This window comes from Cupriavidus sp. 05L310, from assembly GCF_056398185.1.
In genome coordinates, this window is record NZ_JBFTOX010000023.1 from 105,203 (window position 1) to 121,379 (window position 16,177).

General features: G+C 66.5%; 15 protein-coding genes. 9 read left to right on the forward strand and 6 right to left on the reverse strand.

The genetic code is table 11. The annotated features are described in order from the left end of the window. The first annotated feature begins 49 nt into the window (after positions 1-49). Positions 50-2,107, forward strand: a complete 2,058-nt coding sequence (gene fusA, locus AC1DS6_RS18245; RefSeq protein WP_477102874.1) for an elongation factor G — start codon at positions 50-52, stop codon at positions 2,105-2,107. A gap of 48 nt (positions 2,108-2,155) precedes the next feature. On the opposite strand, the gene AC1DS6_RS18250 is transcribed toward fusA, so the two are convergent. Beyond that, positions 2,156-3,151 carry a LysR family transcriptional regulator gene (locus AC1DS6_RS18250; RefSeq protein ID WP_477102875.1) on the reverse strand — a complete coding sequence of 332 codons (996 nt, stop codon included), beginning with the start codon at positions 3,149-3,151 and terminating at the stop codon, positions 2,156-2,158. A gap of 153 nt (positions 3,152-3,304) precedes the next feature. On the opposite strand from AC1DS6_RS18250, the gene AC1DS6_RS18255 reads away from it, so the two are divergent. The 4 genes from AC1DS6_RS18255 (at position 3,305) to AC1DS6_RS18270 (ending at position 8,813) form a co-directional block, all read left to right on the forward strand. Then, a complete protein-coding gene (locus tag AC1DS6_RS18255; protein WP_477102876.1) occupies positions 3,305-4,621 on the forward strand; it encodes an L-fuconate dehydratase in 1,317 nt (438 codons plus the stop codon). Between the two features lie 66 nt (positions 4,622-4,687). Then, positions 4,688-5,992 (forward strand): MFS transporter, encoded by a 1,305-nt coding sequence (locus AC1DS6_RS18260; protein WP_441626228.1) that lies wholly within the window; start codon positions 4,688-4,690, stop codon positions 5,990-5,992. Between the two features lie 29 nt (positions 5,993-6,021). After that, a complete protein-coding gene (locus tag AC1DS6_RS18265) occupies positions 6,022-7,218 on the forward strand; it encodes a fumarylacetoacetate hydrolase family protein (protein WP_477102877.1) in 1,197 nt (398 codons plus the stop codon). Between the two features lie 44 nt (positions 7,219-7,262). After that, positions 7,263-8,813: a UxaA family hydrolase gene (locus AC1DS6_RS18270; RefSeq protein ID WP_477102878.1), complete on the forward strand. Its 1,551-nt coding sequence runs from the start codon at positions 7,263-7,265 to the stop codon at positions 8,811-8,813. Between the two features lie 50 nt (positions 8,814-8,863). Here AC1DS6_RS18270 and AC1DS6_RS18275 read toward each other — a convergent pair whose 3' ends face one another. Then, positions 8,864-9,790, reverse strand: a complete 927-nt coding sequence (locus AC1DS6_RS18275) for a LysR family transcriptional regulator (RefSeq protein ID WP_441626234.1) — start codon at positions 9,788-9,790, stop codon at positions 8,864-8,866. 154 nt (positions 9,791-9,944) lie between these two features. Between AC1DS6_RS18275 and AC1DS6_RS18280 the strand changes: the two genes are divergently transcribed. Next, positions 9,945-11,222: a CaiB/BaiF CoA transferase family protein gene (locus AC1DS6_RS18280; protein WP_477102879.1), complete on the forward strand. Its 1,278-nt coding sequence runs from the start codon at positions 9,945-9,947 to the stop codon at positions 11,220-11,222. Next, entirely contained in the window at positions 11,215-12,354 is a 1,140-nt protein-coding gene (locus AC1DS6_RS18285; RefSeq protein ID WP_441626238.1) for an acyl-CoA dehydrogenase family protein, read from the forward strand. Before AC1DS6_RS18280 ends, AC1DS6_RS18285 begins: the two co-directional genes overlap by 8 nt. A 105-nt stretch (positions 12,355-12,459) precedes the next feature. Here AC1DS6_RS18285 and AC1DS6_RS18290 read toward each other — a convergent pair whose 3' ends face one another. The 4 genes from AC1DS6_RS18290 to AC1DS6_RS18305 all read right to left on the reverse strand — a co-directional run bounded on the left by AC1DS6_RS18290 (position 12,460) and on the right by AC1DS6_RS18305 (position 14,761). Then, the gene (locus tag AC1DS6_RS18290) at positions 12,460-12,756 is read right to left on the reverse strand and encodes a cupin domain-containing protein (RefSeq protein WP_276291498.1); all 297 of its coding nucleotides are present in this window, start codon (positions 12,754-12,756) and stop codon (positions 12,460-12,462) included. 24 nt (positions 12,757-12,780) lie between these two features. Then, a complete protein-coding gene (locus AC1DS6_RS18295; protein WP_477102880.1) occupies positions 12,781-13,485 on the reverse strand; it encodes a glutathione binding-like protein in 705 nt (234 codons plus the stop codon). Positions 13,486-13,644: 159 nt separating this feature from the next. Next, positions 13,645-13,923: a hypothetical protein gene (locus tag AC1DS6_RS18300; protein WP_035875236.1), complete on the reverse strand. Its 279-nt coding sequence runs from the start codon at positions 13,921-13,923 to the stop codon at positions 13,645-13,647. A gap of 100 nt (positions 13,924-14,023) precedes the next feature. Further along, positions 14,024-14,761 carry a helix-turn-helix domain-containing protein gene (locus AC1DS6_RS18305; RefSeq protein WP_477102881.1) on the reverse strand — a complete coding sequence of 246 codons (738 nt, stop codon included), beginning with the start codon at positions 14,759-14,761 and terminating at the stop codon, positions 14,024-14,026. 98 nt (positions 14,762-14,859) lie between these two features. Between AC1DS6_RS18305 and AC1DS6_RS18310 the strand changes: the two genes are divergently transcribed. Further along, the gene (locus AC1DS6_RS18310; RefSeq protein ID WP_441626244.1) at positions 14,860-15,711 is read left to right on the forward strand and encodes an inositol monophosphatase family protein; all 852 of its coding nucleotides are present in this window, start codon (positions 14,860-14,862) and stop codon (positions 15,709-15,711) included. Then, a complete protein-coding gene (locus AC1DS6_RS18315; RefSeq protein ID WP_477102882.1) occupies positions 15,708-15,962 on the forward strand; it encodes a hypothetical protein in 255 nt (84 codons plus the stop codon). Before AC1DS6_RS18310 ends, AC1DS6_RS18315 begins: the two co-directional genes overlap by 4 nt. Positions 15,963-16,177 lie beyond the last annotated feature (215 nt).

Here is a 16,177-nt window from a genome sequence, read left to right on the forward strand (position 1 = left end):
CCTGGCAGGCACACACCCGCCAGGGTGTTTGCATTGTAGGCAGCCCATCATGGAAAGCAGAAAAGAACGCAGGAACGAACGCAGAAACCTCAGGAACATCGGCATCATCGCCCACGTCGACGCCGGCAAGACCACCACCTCGGAACGCATCCTGTTCTACACCGGCGCCAGCCACCGGCTGGGCGAGGTGCACGACGGCGCCGCCGCCATGGATTTCGATCCGCAGGAGCAGGCGCGCGGCATCACCATCAACAGCGCGGCCACCACCGTGTTCTGGCGCGAGCACCAGATCAACCTGATCGATACGCCGGGCCACATCGATTTCAACATCGAAGTGAACCGCTCGCTGCGCGTGCTCGACGGCGCGGTGGTGGTGTTCGACGGTGTGGCCGGCGTGGAGCCGCAGACGGAAACCAACTGGCGCCTGGCGGACCGCTATCGCGTGCCGCGCCTGGCCTTCGTCAACAAGCTGGATCGCACCGGCGCGGATTTCCTGCGCGTGGTGGGCATGATCGAGGACCGCCTCGGCGTGGTGCCGCTCGTGCTGCAGTTGCCCATCGGCAGCGAGGGCGATTTCACCGGCGTGATCGATCTTGTCACCATGCAGGCCTTGCTATGGCAGGGCGGTGCGGGCACGACCGGATACGTGACGCAGGCCGTGCCGGCCGCGCAGAGGGAGCAGGCGGCCGTATGGCGCGAACGTTTGCTGGAAACCCTGGCCGAGCATGACGATGCCTTGCTCGAAGATTATCTCGCCGGCCGCGTGCCGGCCGGGGACGCGCTGCGCGCGGCCATCCGGCGTGCGACGATCTCCGGCGCCGTGGTGCCGGTGCTGGCGGGATCGGCCTTCAAGAACAAGGGCGTGGAGCCGCTGCTCGACGCGGTGACGGCCTATCTGCCGGCACCCGGCGAGGTGGATCGCCATGAAGTCAGCGCGGATGCGGACCAGCCGCTGGTGGCGCTCGCCTTCAAGGTGGTGCACGACGCGCACGGCACGCTGACCTTCGTCCGCCTGTATCGCGGCAGGCTTGCCGCCGGGGACACCGTGCTCAACGCCGGCAGCGGCAAGCGTGAACGCGTGGCCCGGCTGTACGAGATGCATGCCGACCGGAAGCAGGAGCGCGATGTTGCCGTGGCGGGCGATATCGTGGCGATCGTCGGCCTCAAGGCGACCATCACCGGCGACACGCTGACCGATCCGGCGCATCCCGTGGTGCTGGAGAGCATCGAGTCGCCCGAACCGGTGATCGACGTGGCCATCGAGCCGAAATCGCAGGCGGACCAGGCTGGCTTGTCGCGCGGATTGCAGGTGCTGGTGCAGGAAGACCCGAGCCTGCGGCTGCGGCAAGACCCGGAGAGCGGCCAGACGCTGCTGTCCGGCATGGGCGAACTGCAACTGGAAGTCACGCTGGAAAAACTGCGCACGCGGTTCAGCGTGGAGGTGACGGTAGGCCGCCCGCAAGTGGCTTATCGCGAAACGCTGACCCGCGCCGCCGATGCGCGCTATCTGCATCGCAAGCAAAGCGGCGGGCCGGGCCAGTTCGCGGAAGTGCTGCTGCGTTTCGAGCCGCTGGCGCGCGGAGAAGGCCTGCAGTTCGAGAGCCGCATCACCGGCGGCGCGGTACCGCGCGAGTTTGTGCCGGCGGTGGAAGCCGGTATCCGCCGCGCCGCAGCGCAAGGCGTGCTCGCGGGCTACCCGGTGGTCGATTTCAAGGCCACCCTGCTGGACGGCTGCTACCACGAGCGCGATTCCTCGGCGCTGGCCTTCGAGACCGCGGCGGCGGCGGCCTTCCGCGAAGCCGCGCGCGATGCGCAGCCGATGGTGCTGGAGCCGGCGATGGCCGTGGAGGTGGTGACGCCCGCGGATCATGTGGGCGACGTGATCGGCGACATGCACCGGCGCCGGGGCCTGGTGCGGGGGCAGTCGCAGCGCGGCGGCGATGGCAGCGGCAACACGGTCGTGGTTGAAGCGCATGTGCCATTGGCCGGCATGTTCGGCTATATCGGCAGCTTGCGCGCGCTGACCTCGGGGCGCGCAAGCTTTGCGATGCAGTTCGATCACTATGCGGTGGCGCCAGCGAAGGCGGTGGCGGAGATCGCCGGCTGACGGCAGGCGTTGAACGGGCGGGCACCAGTCTGGTGTCCGCCTTTTTGTTCAGCGCCGGCTTCCCGGATCGGGGCTGCCAACCTCGGCGTCCCTCCCGTACTCCTTCAAGTAACTGAGCACGCCGCGCACCGCCGCCGACATCGGACGCGAGCGCCGCGTCAGCAACCCGAGATTGACCATCGACACCGGCAACTCCACGGGAAGCACGGAGACCATCGCATAACGCGCGTAATACTGCGCAACGTCGTTCGGCACCACGGAAATCATGTCGGAGGTTTCCATCATGGCGGTGGCGGCAAGAATGGACGCGGTCTCGACGATATCCAGGGCATCGATCATCCCCGCCTGCGTCAACGCACTCTCGACTCTCAGCCGCATCGGGCTGCCCACGGGGTGAAGAATCCAGGTCATCGGCACCAGGTCGCGCAGCGCCAGTGGATCGAGCCTGGTCAACGGATGGTCCGGCCGCGCGATCACCCGCATCTGCTCGCCCCTTTCGAACAATTCAATGTCCAGGTCCGGATGACTGAGCCGGTCGGGCAAGCGGCCCAGCACCACATCGAAGTCCCCGCGGATCAGCGACGGCAGCAGGGTGTCGCTGGTCCCCACCTCAATGGCAATCCGCACCTTCGGGTTAGCGGCCTTGAACGCCAGCAGCCCGCGCGTCAGGATCGTCGGCACCGGACCCATGACGGTGCCGATCCGCACCAGGCCCGAGGCGCCGCGGCCCAGTTCCGCGATTTCCGCTTCTGCATGGCCGAATTCGTGCGTGACCCCCTGGGCGAAACGGATCAGTACCTCGCCGTAGAGCGTCGGTTCCATGCCTCGCGGAAGGCGCTCGAACAACTGCACGCCGAGTCTTTCCTCAAGCTGCTGCAGCAACAGGCTGGCCGCCGGCTGGGTGGTGTGCATGGCCGCCGCGGCCCGGCGAAGGTTGCGGTGTTCCGCCAGCGCGTTGATCAAGGCGATCTGCCGGCTTGAGATCTTCAGCGGTGCAAACGCTTTCGCCGATTCCGGGGAGGGTTCGGTGGGCTCGGGTTTCACATCGGTTGGCTTCACATTGAATAGATACCAATTTTGATATCGATATATATGAAAGCACGATTATGCAGGTATCAATAGGGGCTGTACAGTCGACGCGTCCCAGATGGCCAGGATGTCCCTGACGGCCCCAACAACCAATCAGCCGAGCGTCAAATGCGTATTCGAATTACCCACCTCAGCGTCCACGACATTCGCTTCCCGACGTCCAGAACCCTTGACGGCTCCGATGCCATGAATGCGGCTCCGGACTATTCGGCAACCTATGTGGTGCTGCACACCGATGCCCCGCAAGGGACGGAAGGCCATGGGCTGACCTTCACCATCGGCCGTGGCAACGAGATCTGCGTGCTCGCCGTGCAATCCCTGGCCCCGCTGGTGGTTGGCCTGACCCTCGAGGAAATCACCTCGGACATGGGCGCCTTCTGGCGGCGGTTTGCCACCAGCGACAGCCAGCTGCGCTGGCTGGGGCCGGAAAAAGGCGTGATTCACCTTGCCACCGCGGCCATCGTCAACGCCGTCTGGGATCTGTGGGCAAAGTCAGCCGGCAAGCCGGTATGGAAGCTGCTGGCGGATATGACGCCTGAAGAACTGGTCCGCTGCCTGGATTTCAGCTACGTGACGGATGCGCTGACGCCGGAGGAAGCGATCGCGCTGCTCCGCCGCCAGGCCCCGGGCAAAGCACGGCGAGAGGCGCAGATGCTTGAGCAAGGCTACCCGGGCTACACCACCGCCGCGGGCTGGCTGGGCTACTCGGAGGAGAAGATGCGCCAGCTGGCGCGCGATGCCGTCGCGGCGGGATGGACGCACTTCAAGCAGAAGGTCGGCGCCGATCTGGAGGAGGATATGCGCCGCGCCACGATCCTGCGTGAGGAGATCGGCTGGGAGCGGACGCTGATGATGGACGCCAACCAGGTCTGGAGCGTGGATCAGTCGGTCGACGCCATGCGCCGCCTCGCGGCCTTCGATCCCTGGTGGATCGAAGAGCCGACCAGCCCGGACGATATTCTAGGGCACGCCGAAATCCGCAAGCGCATTGCACCCATCGGCGTGGCCACCGGCGAGCATTGCCACAATCGCGTGATGTTCAAGCAGATGTTCCAGGCGCAGGCGCTGGATTTTTGCCAGCTTGACGCCGCGCGCCTCGGCGGCCTCAACGAGGTTCTGATCGTCGTGTTGCTGGCGGCGAAGTTCGGCATCCCGGTCTGCCCGCATGGCGGCGGCGTCGGTTTGTGCGAGTACGTGCAGAACATCTCGCTGTTCGACTACATCGCGGTATCCGGTTCGCTGCAAAACCGCGTGCTCGAATACGTCGACCATCTGCACGAGCATTTCGTCGAGCCGGTAGTGATTCGCAACGGCCGCTATATGCCGCCCCAGCGCCCGGGCTACAGCATCGAGATGCATGCCGGCACGCTGGAGCGCTACCGCTTTCCGGACGGACCGGTCTGGGCCGGCCTCGGCCCGGCCTGAGCCGCGGCGGCACTGGCGTGCCAGCACAAGCAGAACATCAATAAAACACCAATATCAGGAGACCCCATGCTAACTGCCGACGCTGTCGCGGCGCGCGTTGAGCCCTTGGCCGACGACGCGCAGCGCCTGAACAAACTACTCATTCGCAAGCTGATGCCTTTGCTTGTGATTGTCTACGTGATCAGTTTCCTCGATCGCACCAATATCGCCCTGGCCAAGGCCAGCATGGGGATCGACGTGGGGTTGTCGGCGGCCTCCTATGGCCTGGGCGCCGGACTGTTCTTCCTGACCTACGCGCTGTTCGAAGTCCCGAGCAACCTGATCATGCACAAGGTGGGCGCCAGGTTCTGGATCACCCGCATCATGATCACCTGGGGCCTGCTTTCCGCAGGCATGGCATTCGTGCAGGGCGAGACCAGCTTCTACATCATGCGGCTGTTGCTCGGCGTTGCCGAGGCGGGCCTGTTCCCAGGTGTCATGCTCTACCTGACGTACTGGTTTGACCGCGAGCAGCGGGCCCGGGCTACCGGCTACTTCCTGCTGGGCGTCTGCGTCGCCAACATCCTGAGCGGCCCGCTGGGCGGCGCGCTGCTCCAGATGGACGGCCTGATGGGCCTGCATGGCTGGCAGTGGCTGTTCATCATCGAAGGGCTGCCGACCCTGGCGCTCGCCTATGTTGTCTGGAAGACCCTGCCGGATGGTCCGGGCAGCGCACCCTGGCTGACCGTGGAAGAACGCCAGCGGCTGCAGGCGCGGCTGGACGCGGAGCAGGGCTCTGGCGCATCCCAGCACCGCTTCACGGAGATGCTGCGCGATCCGCAGATCTGGCTGACCATTGCCGTGTACTTTTGCCACCAGATCACCATTTACACGGTCATCTTCTTCCTGCCGGGCATCATCGCGACCTACGCCAGCCTGTCACCGCTGGAGATCGGCGCGCTCAACTCCGTGCCCTGGGTGGCGGCTGCCCTCGGCGCCGCGATTCTGCCCCGCCTGGCGACAACGCCGCAGCGTTGCCGGCGGATGCTGTTCATCGGGCTCCTGACGATGTCCGCCGGCCTGGTGGTGGCCGCGATGTCCAATTCGTTTATCGGCCTGATCGGCTTCTCGCTGACGGCGTCCATGCTGTTTGTGGTGCAATCTGTTCTCTTTATCTTCCCTTCCAGCCGCCTGAGCGGCACGGCGCTGGCAGGGGGCCTGGCGTTCGTCACCACGTGCGGCCTGTTCGGCGGCTTCTTCGGCCCTTCGATGATGGGCCTGATCGAGCAAGCCACCGGCAGCACCCACAACGGACTGTTGCTGATCGCCGGCCTGCTTGTGCTTGCCGCGCTGATCAGTACCCGGCTGCGGCAGGGACACGAACAAGCCTGATCCGGCACGCATTGGAGACTACATCGCATATGGAAACACTGACCTCTCTCGATTTGTCGGATGCACTGCCCGACGACGGCTGCGCCGGCATACTGGTGGGACGCGCCTGGGTGCCCGGGCGGATCTCCGGCCCATCGGTCGTCGCGATTCGTGACGACGGTGTCTACGATCTGTCGGAGCTGGCCTGCACCATCAGCGGGCTGCTCGAACTGGATGCGCCCGCCGAGCGGGTCCGGCGCGCGCCCGGCCGGCGGCTCGGCAGCCTTGCGGAGATCCTTCGCAATACAGGTCGCCCCGCGCGGGATGCGAGCCAGCCCCATCTGCTGGCGCCGTGCGACCTCCAGGTCATCAAGGCAGCGGGTGTCACGTTCGCGGCAAGCATGCTGGAGCGGGTCATCGAGGAGCAGGCGGGCGGGGATGCGTCGCGCGCCGATGCCGTGCGCCAGGAGGTGAAGGCCCTGATCGGCGACAACCTCGCGGCCGTACGCCCCGGCTCGGCGCAAGCCGATGCGCTGAAGCAACTGCTCATCAAGCAGGGGCTCTGGTCGCAGTATCTCGAGGTGGGCATCGGCCCCTATGCCGAGATCTTCACCAAGGCCCCCGTGCTGGCCGCGGTGGGCACCGGTGCCGATATCGGCATCCATCCGGAGTCCACCTGGAACAACCCCGAGCCCGAGGTCGTGCTCGCGGTCAACAGCGCCGGCACGGTGCAGGGTGCCGCGTTGGGGAACGACGTCAACCTGCGCGACTTCGAGGGCCGCAGCGCCTTGCTGCTGAGCAAGGCCAAGGACAACAACGCCTCTTGCGCCATCGGCCCCTTCCTGCGCCTGTTCGACGCTACCTTCTCGATGGACGATGTGCGTGCGGAAGAGATCCAGTTGCGCGTGGAGGGCGGTGACGGTTTCGTGCTCCGCGGCGCCAACTCGATGAGCAAGATCAGCCGGGACCCGCTCGACCTGGTGGCGCAGGCCGCCTCCCGCTGCCATCAGTATCCGGACGGCTTCATGCTGTACCTCGGCACCCTGTTCGCGCCGACCGAGGACCGCGATGCGCCCGGCTGCGGATTCACGCACAAGCTGGGCGACGTGGTCACCATTCGCAGCCCCAGGCTCGGCACGCTGCGCAACCGCGTCAACCTGGCGGACCGGGCAGAGCCCTGGACCTTCGGCATTCGCGCGCTGGTGAGCAATCTCGCCGCGCGAGGCTTGCTGTCGAATCCGCTGTAAGCGACATCCTTCGTATCACCGTCTCAAGAGCAAGAGGAACCACCATGCAGTCACCCGCCGCGAGGGAATGGCTTTCACCCACCATCAAACTGAGTCCGGCGGACGACGTGGTGATCGCACGCCAGCAGCTGATTCCCGGGACGCTCCTGAGAGACGAGGGCGTGACCGTCGCCGGCATGATCCCGCCAGGGCACAAGATCGCGCTGCGCCGCATCGAGAGCGGCCAGCCGGTGCGCCGCTATGGCCAGATCATCGGCATCGCGTCGCAGCGGATCGAGCCGGGACAACATGTGCACACGCACAACCTGGGCATGGTCGAGTTTGCCCGCGACTATCGCTTTGGCGACGCCGCCCCCGTGCCGGCCGCGAGCGCGGGCCCGGCCACCTTCCTCGGCATCCGAAGGGCCGACGGGCGCATTGCCACGCGCAACTACATCGGCATCCTGACTTCGGTCAATTGCTCGGCGACCGTGGCACGGGCCATCGCCGACCACTTCCGCCGGGATATCCACCCCGAAGCCCTGTCGGACTACCCGATGGTGGACGGCGTGGTGGCGCTCACGCATGGCGGCGGCTGCGCCATCGATTCGCAGGGCGAGGGCCTGGCGATCCTGCGGCGCACCTTGGCCGGCTACGCCAGGCACGTGAATTTCGCGGCGGTGCTGTTTGTCGGGCTCGGCTGCGAGACCAACCAGATCGGCGACCTGCTCGCCGCCGAAGGACTGGCCGGCAAGCCCGGCCTGCGCACGGCGGTGATCCAGGAAGCGGGCGGAACGGCACGCACCGTCGCGCTCGGCGTCGAACAGGTCAGGGCCATGCTGGCCGAGGCCAATCGCGTGGCGCGGGAGCCTATCAGCGCCGCGCACCTGGTGGTCGGCTTGCAATGCGGCGGCTCCGACGGCTACTCCGGCATCACCGCCAACCCCGCGCTTGGCAATGCCGTGGACCGCCTCGTCGGCCAGGGCGGCACGGCCATCCTGTCGGAAACCCCGGAGATCTACGGCGCCGAGCACCTGCTCACCCAGCGGGCCGTGTCGCGCGCGGTGGGCGAGAAGCTGCTCGCGCGCATCCGCTGGTGGGAAGCCTATTGCGCCAGGCTCGATGCGAACCTCAACAACAATCCCTCGGCCGGCAACAAGGCAGGCGGGCTGACGACCATCCTGGAGAAGTCACTCGGTGCGGTCGCCAAGGGCGGCAATAGCCCGCTCATGGATGTGCTGGAGTACGCGCAGACCGTCCGGAGCAAGGGGCTTGTCTTCATGGATACGCCGGGCTACGACCCGGTATCGGCAACCGGCCAGGTTGCCGGCGGCGCGAACCTGATCTGCTTCACCACGGGGCGGGGCTCGGCCTATGGGTGCGCGCCCACGCCATCGCTGAAGCTCGCCACCAACAGCGCCGTCTGGCGCAAGCAGCAGGACGATCTCGACCTGAACTGCGGGACGATCGCGGATGGCGAGGAGACCGTTGACGAGGTCGGCGAACGCATTCTCGCCTTGATGCTGCGGGTGGCTTCCGGCGAGCGCACCAGGAGCGAGATCCATGGCTACGGGCAGAATGAGTTCGTGCCCTGGCAGATCGGGGCGGTGACCTGAAGCCCGGCTGGTTCCAGTGTCTCCCGCGCCCGCTGCCCGGATCCGCCGGGCTACCTGCCGCGCCTGCCCCGGACGGCGCGCGCCGCCATCGCCTCATGCACCGCCTCGCGCACGCACCCGGCCAGCAGTTCCGACGCCGGCGTGCGTGACATGCGAGCCGAGCGGGCAATCACCAGGGGCTGCCGGATGGTCTCCTCGCGGATCGGCCTTTCCACCACGCCGGCTGTCTGCGCGGCCGACGGCGCCTGGGTGATCAGCAGGCACACGCCAAGCCCGTTCGCAACCATGCTCCGCGCGAGTTCCAGCGAGGTGGCGCGATAGCGCACTTCCGGCTGCAAGCCATACTGCCAGAACGGCGCCATCAGGAAATCGCGGCTGTGCGGCAGGTCGATCAGGATCAGCGGTTCGCCGGCCAGCTCCCGCAGCGAGATCGCCCCTCTTCCCCTGGCCAGTTTCGAGCCGGCCGGGACCAGTCCGTAGGGATGCAGTTCGGCGATGCGTTCGCGCTCGATCTCGCTGGGCAGCCCCACGTCGTAGGTCAGCGCGAATTCGATATGGCCGCCGTGCAGCCAGTCTTCGATCTGCGCCAGGTCGCCCTCGACGAAACGCACCGAGAGCCTGGGAAAGCGCTCGCGCGCGATCCGCAGCAGCACCGGCAGGTACACCGGCGCCAGCGTGCTGAACACGCCGATGTGCACTTCACCCGAGGCGGCATCGCCGCTCTGGTCCGCCTCGAACGCAGCCGCCGCGGCGAGGATCTGTCGCGCCTCGGCCAGCTTGCGCACGCCGAAGCGGGTCAGCGTCATCCTCGACCCCGCGTCACGCGCAAACAGCGCTTCTCCGAACAGCGCCTCCAGTTCGCGGATGGCAACGGAGATCGACGGCTGCGACACGTTCAGCGAGCGTGCCGCCGCCGTGGTGCTCCCGGCTTCCGCCGCCTCCGCGAAGTAGCGCAACAGGCGCAAGGAGAGTCTCATCAGGAAATCGTATAGGTACTAGTTGATATCAATATTTTACTTGATAGCTCCGGCTGCCCAGAATCCTGTCATCGGCGCGCAAGCCACGCCGCATCGCCCCCTCTGGCGGCGATCGCGCTGGCGAAGCCGCCCTGGCTATCTGGAGGAGTGTGAAGTGAACCATCCTGACCTGCCGCTTGCCGGCATCCGCGTGATCGACTTTTCGCGCGTGCTTGCCGGGCCTTACTGTACGGCCCTGCTCGGCGATCTCGGTGCCGAGGTGATCAAGATCGAGCCGCCGGGCGGCGACGACTACCGCGCGGTCGGCCCTTTCGTCGACGGCGAGAGCGGGCTGTTCGCCGCCATGAACCGCAACAAGCAGAGCATCGTCATCGACCTGAAGGCTGAGTCGGGCCTGAAGCTCGCGCGCTCGCTCTGCGCGCGGGCCGACGTGGTGGTGGAGAATTTCCGCCCCGGGGTAGCCGACAAGCTGGGCATCGGCTATCAATCCCTTCGCGCGCAGAATCCTTCGCTTGTCTACGCCAGCGTATCGGGTTTCGGGCAGACCGGACCCGAATCGCACCGGCCTGCTTACGACATCATCCTGCAGGCGATGTGCGGCCTGATGGACGCCACCGGCTCGCCGGACGGCACGCCGACGCTGCTTGGCGAAGCCGTATCGGATGTGGTGAGCGGCCTCTTCGCGTCGTGGGGCGTGCTGGCGGCACTGCTCTCGCGGGAGAAGACCGGCAAGGGCACGCACGTGGATGTGTCGATGTTCGATGCCACCCTGAGCCTGAGCGCCACGCTGGTCGCCCGCTACGCCGCGACCGGCCTGGCCCCGCGCCGCGTGGGCAACCGCCACCCTTCTTCCGCGCCGTTCGGCGCGTATCGCGCCGCAGACGGTTTCTACGTGGTGGCGGTGCTGAACAACAAGCTGTTCCAGACGCTTGCCGGCACGATCGGCCAGCCGGAGCTGGCGGCCGATCCGCGTTTCGCCGACGACCACTCGCGCTGCAACGCGGAGGGCGCCCTGCGGGCATGCATCGAGGGATGGTCCGCCATGCGCACGGTGGAGGAAGTGAACCAGTTGCTCAGCGCCGCGGGCATTCCGGTCGCCCCCATCCGCAATGTGAAGCAGGCAATGGAGAGCGACCACGCCGCTTATCGCGGCTTGCTCACCGAGGTTGCCGACGCGCGCGGCGGCAAGGTCCGCCTGCCGTCGCAGCCCGTGAAATTCTCCGGCTACGGCGCCAATCGCGTGACCGGCGCGCCCGCGCTGGGGGAGCACACGGACGTCATCCTGGAAACGCTCGGCATCGCTGGCGACGCTTTGCCGGCAGTGCGTGCCAGCGGCGCGCTGGGACCGCAGCCGCTCCGTCCCGCCCCGCACCATCGCCCGGCGGCTGGCGCCACACCGGAAGATACCAACATGGAGAATCAACATGCATAAACGATTGGGCGTGCAGCCGGGCGACCTCGAGATCGCCGACGCCATCGGGCGGTTCGCCCAGAGCGAACTCGCGCCGAAGGCCGCCGAGGTCGACCGCGATGAAATCCCGGCCACGCGCTATGTGCCGCTGCTCGCCGAACTCGGCGTGATGGGCATGAACCTGCCGGAGCGCTGGGGCGGCACCGACACATCGCCCGTCGCGCTGATCCTGTCTCTGGTCGAGATCGCCAAGGCCTGCGCTTCCACCTCGTCGATGATCGGGGCCCACTATCTCGCGACCGACTCCATCCTGATCGGCGGCGACGACAGCCTGCGCGAGCGCTACCTGCCGGACGCAGCGGCCGGCATCAAGCTCGGCGCATTTGCGCTGACCGAGCCGCGCGCCGGCTCGAATCCCGCGGACATGGCGACACGCGCCATCCCGGAGGGCGAAGGCTACCGCCTGCGCGGGGTGAAGCACTTCATCTCCAACGCCAACGCGGCGGACTTCATCGTGGTCTACGCGAAGACCGATCCCGAGGCCGGGACCCGCGGCATCAGCGCCTTCGTCGTCGACCGGAAGACGCCGGGCGTGGAAGTCGCCCCGGCGGAGAAGCTGATGGGCATCCGCGGCGCCCCCGCGCACGAAGTGGCGCTCGATTGCTTCGTCCCCGCCGCGAACCGGCTCGGCGCCGAGGGCAGCGGCTTCCGCACCGCCATGAAGGTGCTGGACAACAGCCGCCTGGATGTGGCCGCAACCAGCCTTGGCATTGCAGAAGCCGCGCTCGAAGCCGCGATCGAATGGGCGAAACAGCGCCACGTGGGCGGCGAGCCGCTTTCGCACAAGCAGGGCCTGCAATGGATGTTCGCGGACATGAAGACACGGGTGGAAGCCGCCTGGCTGCTGACCCTGCAGGCCGCGGTCAGGCGCGGGGCCGGCGAGCCCTTTACCGACCACGCCTCGATGGCCAAGCTCTATGCGTCGGAAACGGTGGCCTTCGTGACGGATGCCGCGTTGCAGATCCATGGCGGCTACGGATTCACGCGCGAGATGCCGCTGGAGCGCCTGGTGCGCGACGCGCGCATCCTGCGGATCTACGAGGGTTCCTCGGAAATCCAGCGCACCGTGATTGCGCGGTCCGCGCTGCGCTGAGCGATCGCCGGCGGGCAGCGCACGATCTCGAGCGGTGGAGGTTTGCCTTTATCCATCCTGATGGTCGGGCTGTCGACGGTGCTGGCGCTCTCCGATGGCGCCGGTTCAGACGTCGACGATCACCAGCGTCCCATGGCTGCCGGGCAGCACGGCATGCGCGATGCCAGCCAGGGCGAGATACATCTCTCCGGGCCGGACCACGACGGTTTCGCCCTCCGTCTGCAAAATGAGCTGTCCGCTCACGACAAACAGGCCTTCGTTGTAGTCGTGCGTCTCGGCTTCATACGCCTGCTCATCCATCCTGAGGATTTTGATGCGGGCGGTCCCGACCTGCCCCACGACGGAGGACTTCCAGGCGGCTGGCAGACCGGAGGCAAGGGCGTCAAACCGAATCAGCGGCACAAGCGTGTCTCCAGGTGCGGGGGGTTAGCCGCGCTTGGGAATATCCAGCCCCCTGACCACGGCCGGACGCGCAAGGAAGGCATCGAGCGCGCGCGTGACGTGGGGAAAATCCTTGATGCCGACCAGTTCGCCGGCTTCGTAGAAGCCGATCAGGTTGCGCACCCAGGGGAAGGTGGCGATATCGGCGATGGTATAGGTATCGCCCATGATCCAGGTCCGGTCCGCGAGGCGGCCATCCAGCACGGCAAGCAGGCGCTTCGCCTCCGCGACATAGCGGTCGCGCGGGCGCTTGTCCTCGTACTCCTTGCCCGCGAACTTGTTGAAGAACCCAACCTGCCCGAACATCGGGCCGATGCCGCCCATCTGGAACATGAGCCACTGGATGGTCTCGTAGCGGCCGGCGGCGTCCTGCGGGATGAACTGGCCGCTCTTGTCGGCCAGGTAGATCAGGATGGCGCCGGACTCGAACAGGGCAAGGGGCTTGTCGCCAGGGCCGTTGGGATCCAGGATGGCGGGAATCTTGTTGTTCGGGCTGATCGACAGGAATTCCGGCGTGTACTGGTCATTGGCGTCGAAGCGCACCAGGTGCGGCTCGTAGGGCAGCCCGGTCTCCTCCAGCATGATCGAGATCTTGACGCCGTTCGGCGTGGGCAGCGAATAGAGCTGGATCCGCTCGGGACGCAGGGCCGGCCATTTGTTGGTGACGAGGAATGCGGAAAGATTGGTCATGGAAATCCGTTCTGGCCGGGTTGGGCCGGGTGGGCTGGTTTGGCTGATGCGGTGAGGAGGATCGATTGGCTCAAGCCGTGACGGCTCGATGCCGATGGTCATCATCGCGGGGTAGGGCGGGAGATCGCCGGCGCGACGCCTGTCCGGGCAGGCGCAGGGTCACTTCGGCTTGTCGCCGTTGTCCGGCGAGGTGATGCCGGCGGCCACGAGGCAATCGCGCAGGTGCTTGATTTCCTGCTTGGCGCACACATTGCCGTGATGCGGGTGGTGCAGGTAAAACTCATACTCGTTGAGCACAACCCGGAAGCGCGCGCCCTGGATCGGCTCCACGCTCGCCCCCAGTTGCTGCAGCAGGGACTCGACTTCGCGCCAATGAATATTGTTGCTCAGCGGGTGGCTGAAGATGGACTGCAGGAGGCTGCGTGATTTGTGGCTCATGGCGCGGGTCAGGCATCGTCGGCGGCAATAGCCGTAGCATACAAGAGAGGGTGCGTTGCTGCTTGCATGTGCGTTGCGCAAGGTTTGCGCGCGGCGCCATTCAATCCTTGCCCATCGCCAGGTAGGCGCGCGGCGTGGTGCCCGTGTAGCGCCGGAACAAGGTGATGAAGCTGCTGACGCTCGTGTAGCCCAGCCCGAGCGCCACGGCGGTGACGCTTTCACCGGCAACCAGCCGCTGCATGGCCGCGAGCATGCGCAATTGCTGGCGCCATTGCGCCAGGCTCCAGCCGGTGTCGGCCTGGAAGTGGCGCGTCAGCGTGCGCCGGGCCATGCCGATGCGCGCCGCCCAGCCATCCAGCCCGGTGTTGTCGTCGGGGTTTGCCAGCAAGGCGGTGGCCATGCGCAGCAGGCGCGGCTCCTGCGGCATGGGCAGGAACAGGGTTTGCGCCGGCTGGCGGGTGAAGTCATCGGCAAACACCGCGAGGTAATGCTCGCGCACCGGCCCGGCTGGCGGGCCGGCCTGCACCAGCGTGTCGAGCAAGGCCGCCAGAAGCGGCGACAACCGCACCACCTTGAGCGCCGCAGGCATCGCGGCACGGCTCCAGGCCTCGTCGAAGTACAGGCTCACGCCGGTCATTGCCCCCTGAATGCTCGCGCCGTGCGATTCGTACGGCGGCACCCAGCCGATACAGCCGGTTGGCATCAGCCAGCGGCCGCCGCCGGCTTCGATCACGACCACGCCGGATTTCACCGTAAACAACTGCCCCTGCGCATGCTGATGCGGCACTTGCTCGCGCGAGGCGCCGTGCGCGAGCGGGCGGATTTCTTGTAGCGGCATCGGTTTGGCCCGTTTCGAACATAAGTTGGCATTCTATCGTTAGTTGGCAGTGCGGCAAGTGCCTAGACTGGCTGCAACCACCCCAGGAGCGATCCATCGTGAATGCCAACGTAAAAACGCCAACCCTCTCCGAACGCCTTGGCCAGCCGGTGCCCGACGTGCTCGACATGCTGACCGCCCTGCTCGCGGGGCAGGGCCGGTGGCTGCGTACCGGGCAACCGCTGAGCGCGCCGGCTGATTTCGACGCGTTGCGCGTGGCGTTCGATCACCACAGCGGCACCGTGGGTTCGGTGCTGAAAAAGACTCTCCTGGAGCGCTGGCCAGAGATCCCGTTTTCCGACAAGGAGCTGGAGAGCGGCGAGCAACAGGCGCCGGAATTTGCCGACGCCTACTGGGTTTGCGATCCCATCGACGGGGCCTTGCACTACCTGAGCGGCATGCCGGGCTGGACCATCGCACTGTGCCTGGTGGTGCGGGGCGATCCGGTCCTCTCGCTGGTGCACGATCCGGCCACTGGCCGCACTTATCGCGCGGTGGCAGGGCAGGGCGCCGATTGCGATGGCCAGCCGTTGCGGGCCAATGCGCGCTCGGCGCTGACGACGGCGCTGATTGCCACGGCGCATCCGAACTGGCCGGGGCAGGTGCGCAGCGATACCGCGGATTTCCTTGACCGTTTTGGCCGGATGTTGCCGCAGGTGTTCGGCCAGCGTGTGTACGGGCCTACGTCCTTGTTGCTGGCACTGGTGGCGCGCGGCGCGCTCGATGGCTACTGGGAGTGCGGGCAGGACTATTACGACTGGTTGCCCGGTGTCCTGCTGGTGAAGGAGGCGGGCGGCTCGGTGACGGCGCTCGATGGCAATCCACTGACCTGGGGTTGCCAGGGGATTGTGGCGGCCGGGGCGGCCATGCATGGCGTGCTGAACGCGGTGCTGTCGGGAGAGGGCGCATGAGGCCGGATGCGTTGCTGCCCGATGGGGTGGATGTGGTGGAGGTGAATGGCGTGACTGTGCGCAAAGGTAGCGTGGGGGCGTTTTTGATTAGCTGGCGGGTGATGAATGATCCGGGGGAGGATGCGGGTCGGCTGGCGGCGGCGCGGGAGGATTTGGTGGGGTTGTTGCCGGGGTTGAGGGCGATGGGGGTGTTTGATGTTTTTGCTGCGCGGGATCCTGGGTTGGCGGCGTTGATTGATGGGGTTGGTTAACGGTTGGCTAACTGTGGCTGCTTAACTTCAATTGCTTAACTTCAACTTCAACTTCAACTGCAAAGGCTTAAAGTCAAAGGCGGTTTCACCCCCCTGCGGGGGGCGACCTACTTTCTTGTCTTGCCAAGAAAGTAGGCAAAGAAGGCGCGCCGGATGGGGCGACCCCCTCCTCGTCGGCAGGCAAAAAGAGCGGCCGGGGGCCAAACTCACATCGC

Bases quoted from the DNA above. Each gene is read 5' to 3' on its own strand.
- AC1DS6_RS18295 (WP_477102880.1), bottom strand. From the start codon at position 13,485: ATGACCAATCTTTCCGCATTCCTCGTCACCAACAAATGGCCGGCCCTG.
- AC1DS6_RS18315 (WP_477102882.1), top strand. From the start codon at position 15,708: ATGAGGCCGGATGCGTTGCTGCCCGATGGGGTGGATGTGGTGGAGGTG.
- AC1DS6_RS18260 (WP_441626228.1), top strand. From the start codon at position 4,688: ATGCTAACTGCCGACGCTGTCGCGGCGCGCGTTGAGCCCTTGGCCGAC.
- AC1DS6_RS18300 (WP_035875236.1), bottom strand. From the start codon at position 13,923: ATGAGCCACAAATCACGCAGCCTCCTGCAGTCCATCTTCAGCCACCCG.
- AC1DS6_RS18285 (WP_441626238.1), top strand. From the start codon at position 11,215: ATGCATAAACGATTGGGCGTGCAGCCGGGCGACCTCGAGATCGCCGAC.
- AC1DS6_RS18255 (WP_477102876.1), top strand. From the start codon at position 3,305: ATGCGTATTCGAATTACCCACCTCAGCGTCCACGACATTCGCTTCCCG.
- AC1DS6_RS18305 (WP_477102881.1), bottom strand. From the start codon at position 14,761: ATGCCGCTACAAGAAATCCGCCCGCTCGCGCACGGCGCCTCGCGCGAG.
- fusA (WP_477102874.1), top strand. From the start codon at position 50: ATGGAAAGCAGAAAAGAACGCAGGAACGAACGCAGAAACCTCAGGAAC.
- AC1DS6_RS18265 (WP_477102877.1), top strand. From the start codon at position 6,022: ATGGAAACACTGACCTCTCTCGATTTGTCGGATGCACTGCCCGACGAC.
- AC1DS6_RS18270 (WP_477102878.1), top strand. From the start codon at position 7,263: ATGCAGTCACCCGCCGCGAGGGAATGGCTTTCACCCACCATCAAACTG.
- AC1DS6_RS18275 (WP_441626234.1), bottom strand. From the start codon at position 9,790: ATGAGACTCTCCTTGCGCCTGTTGCGCTACTTCGCGGAGGCGGCGGAA.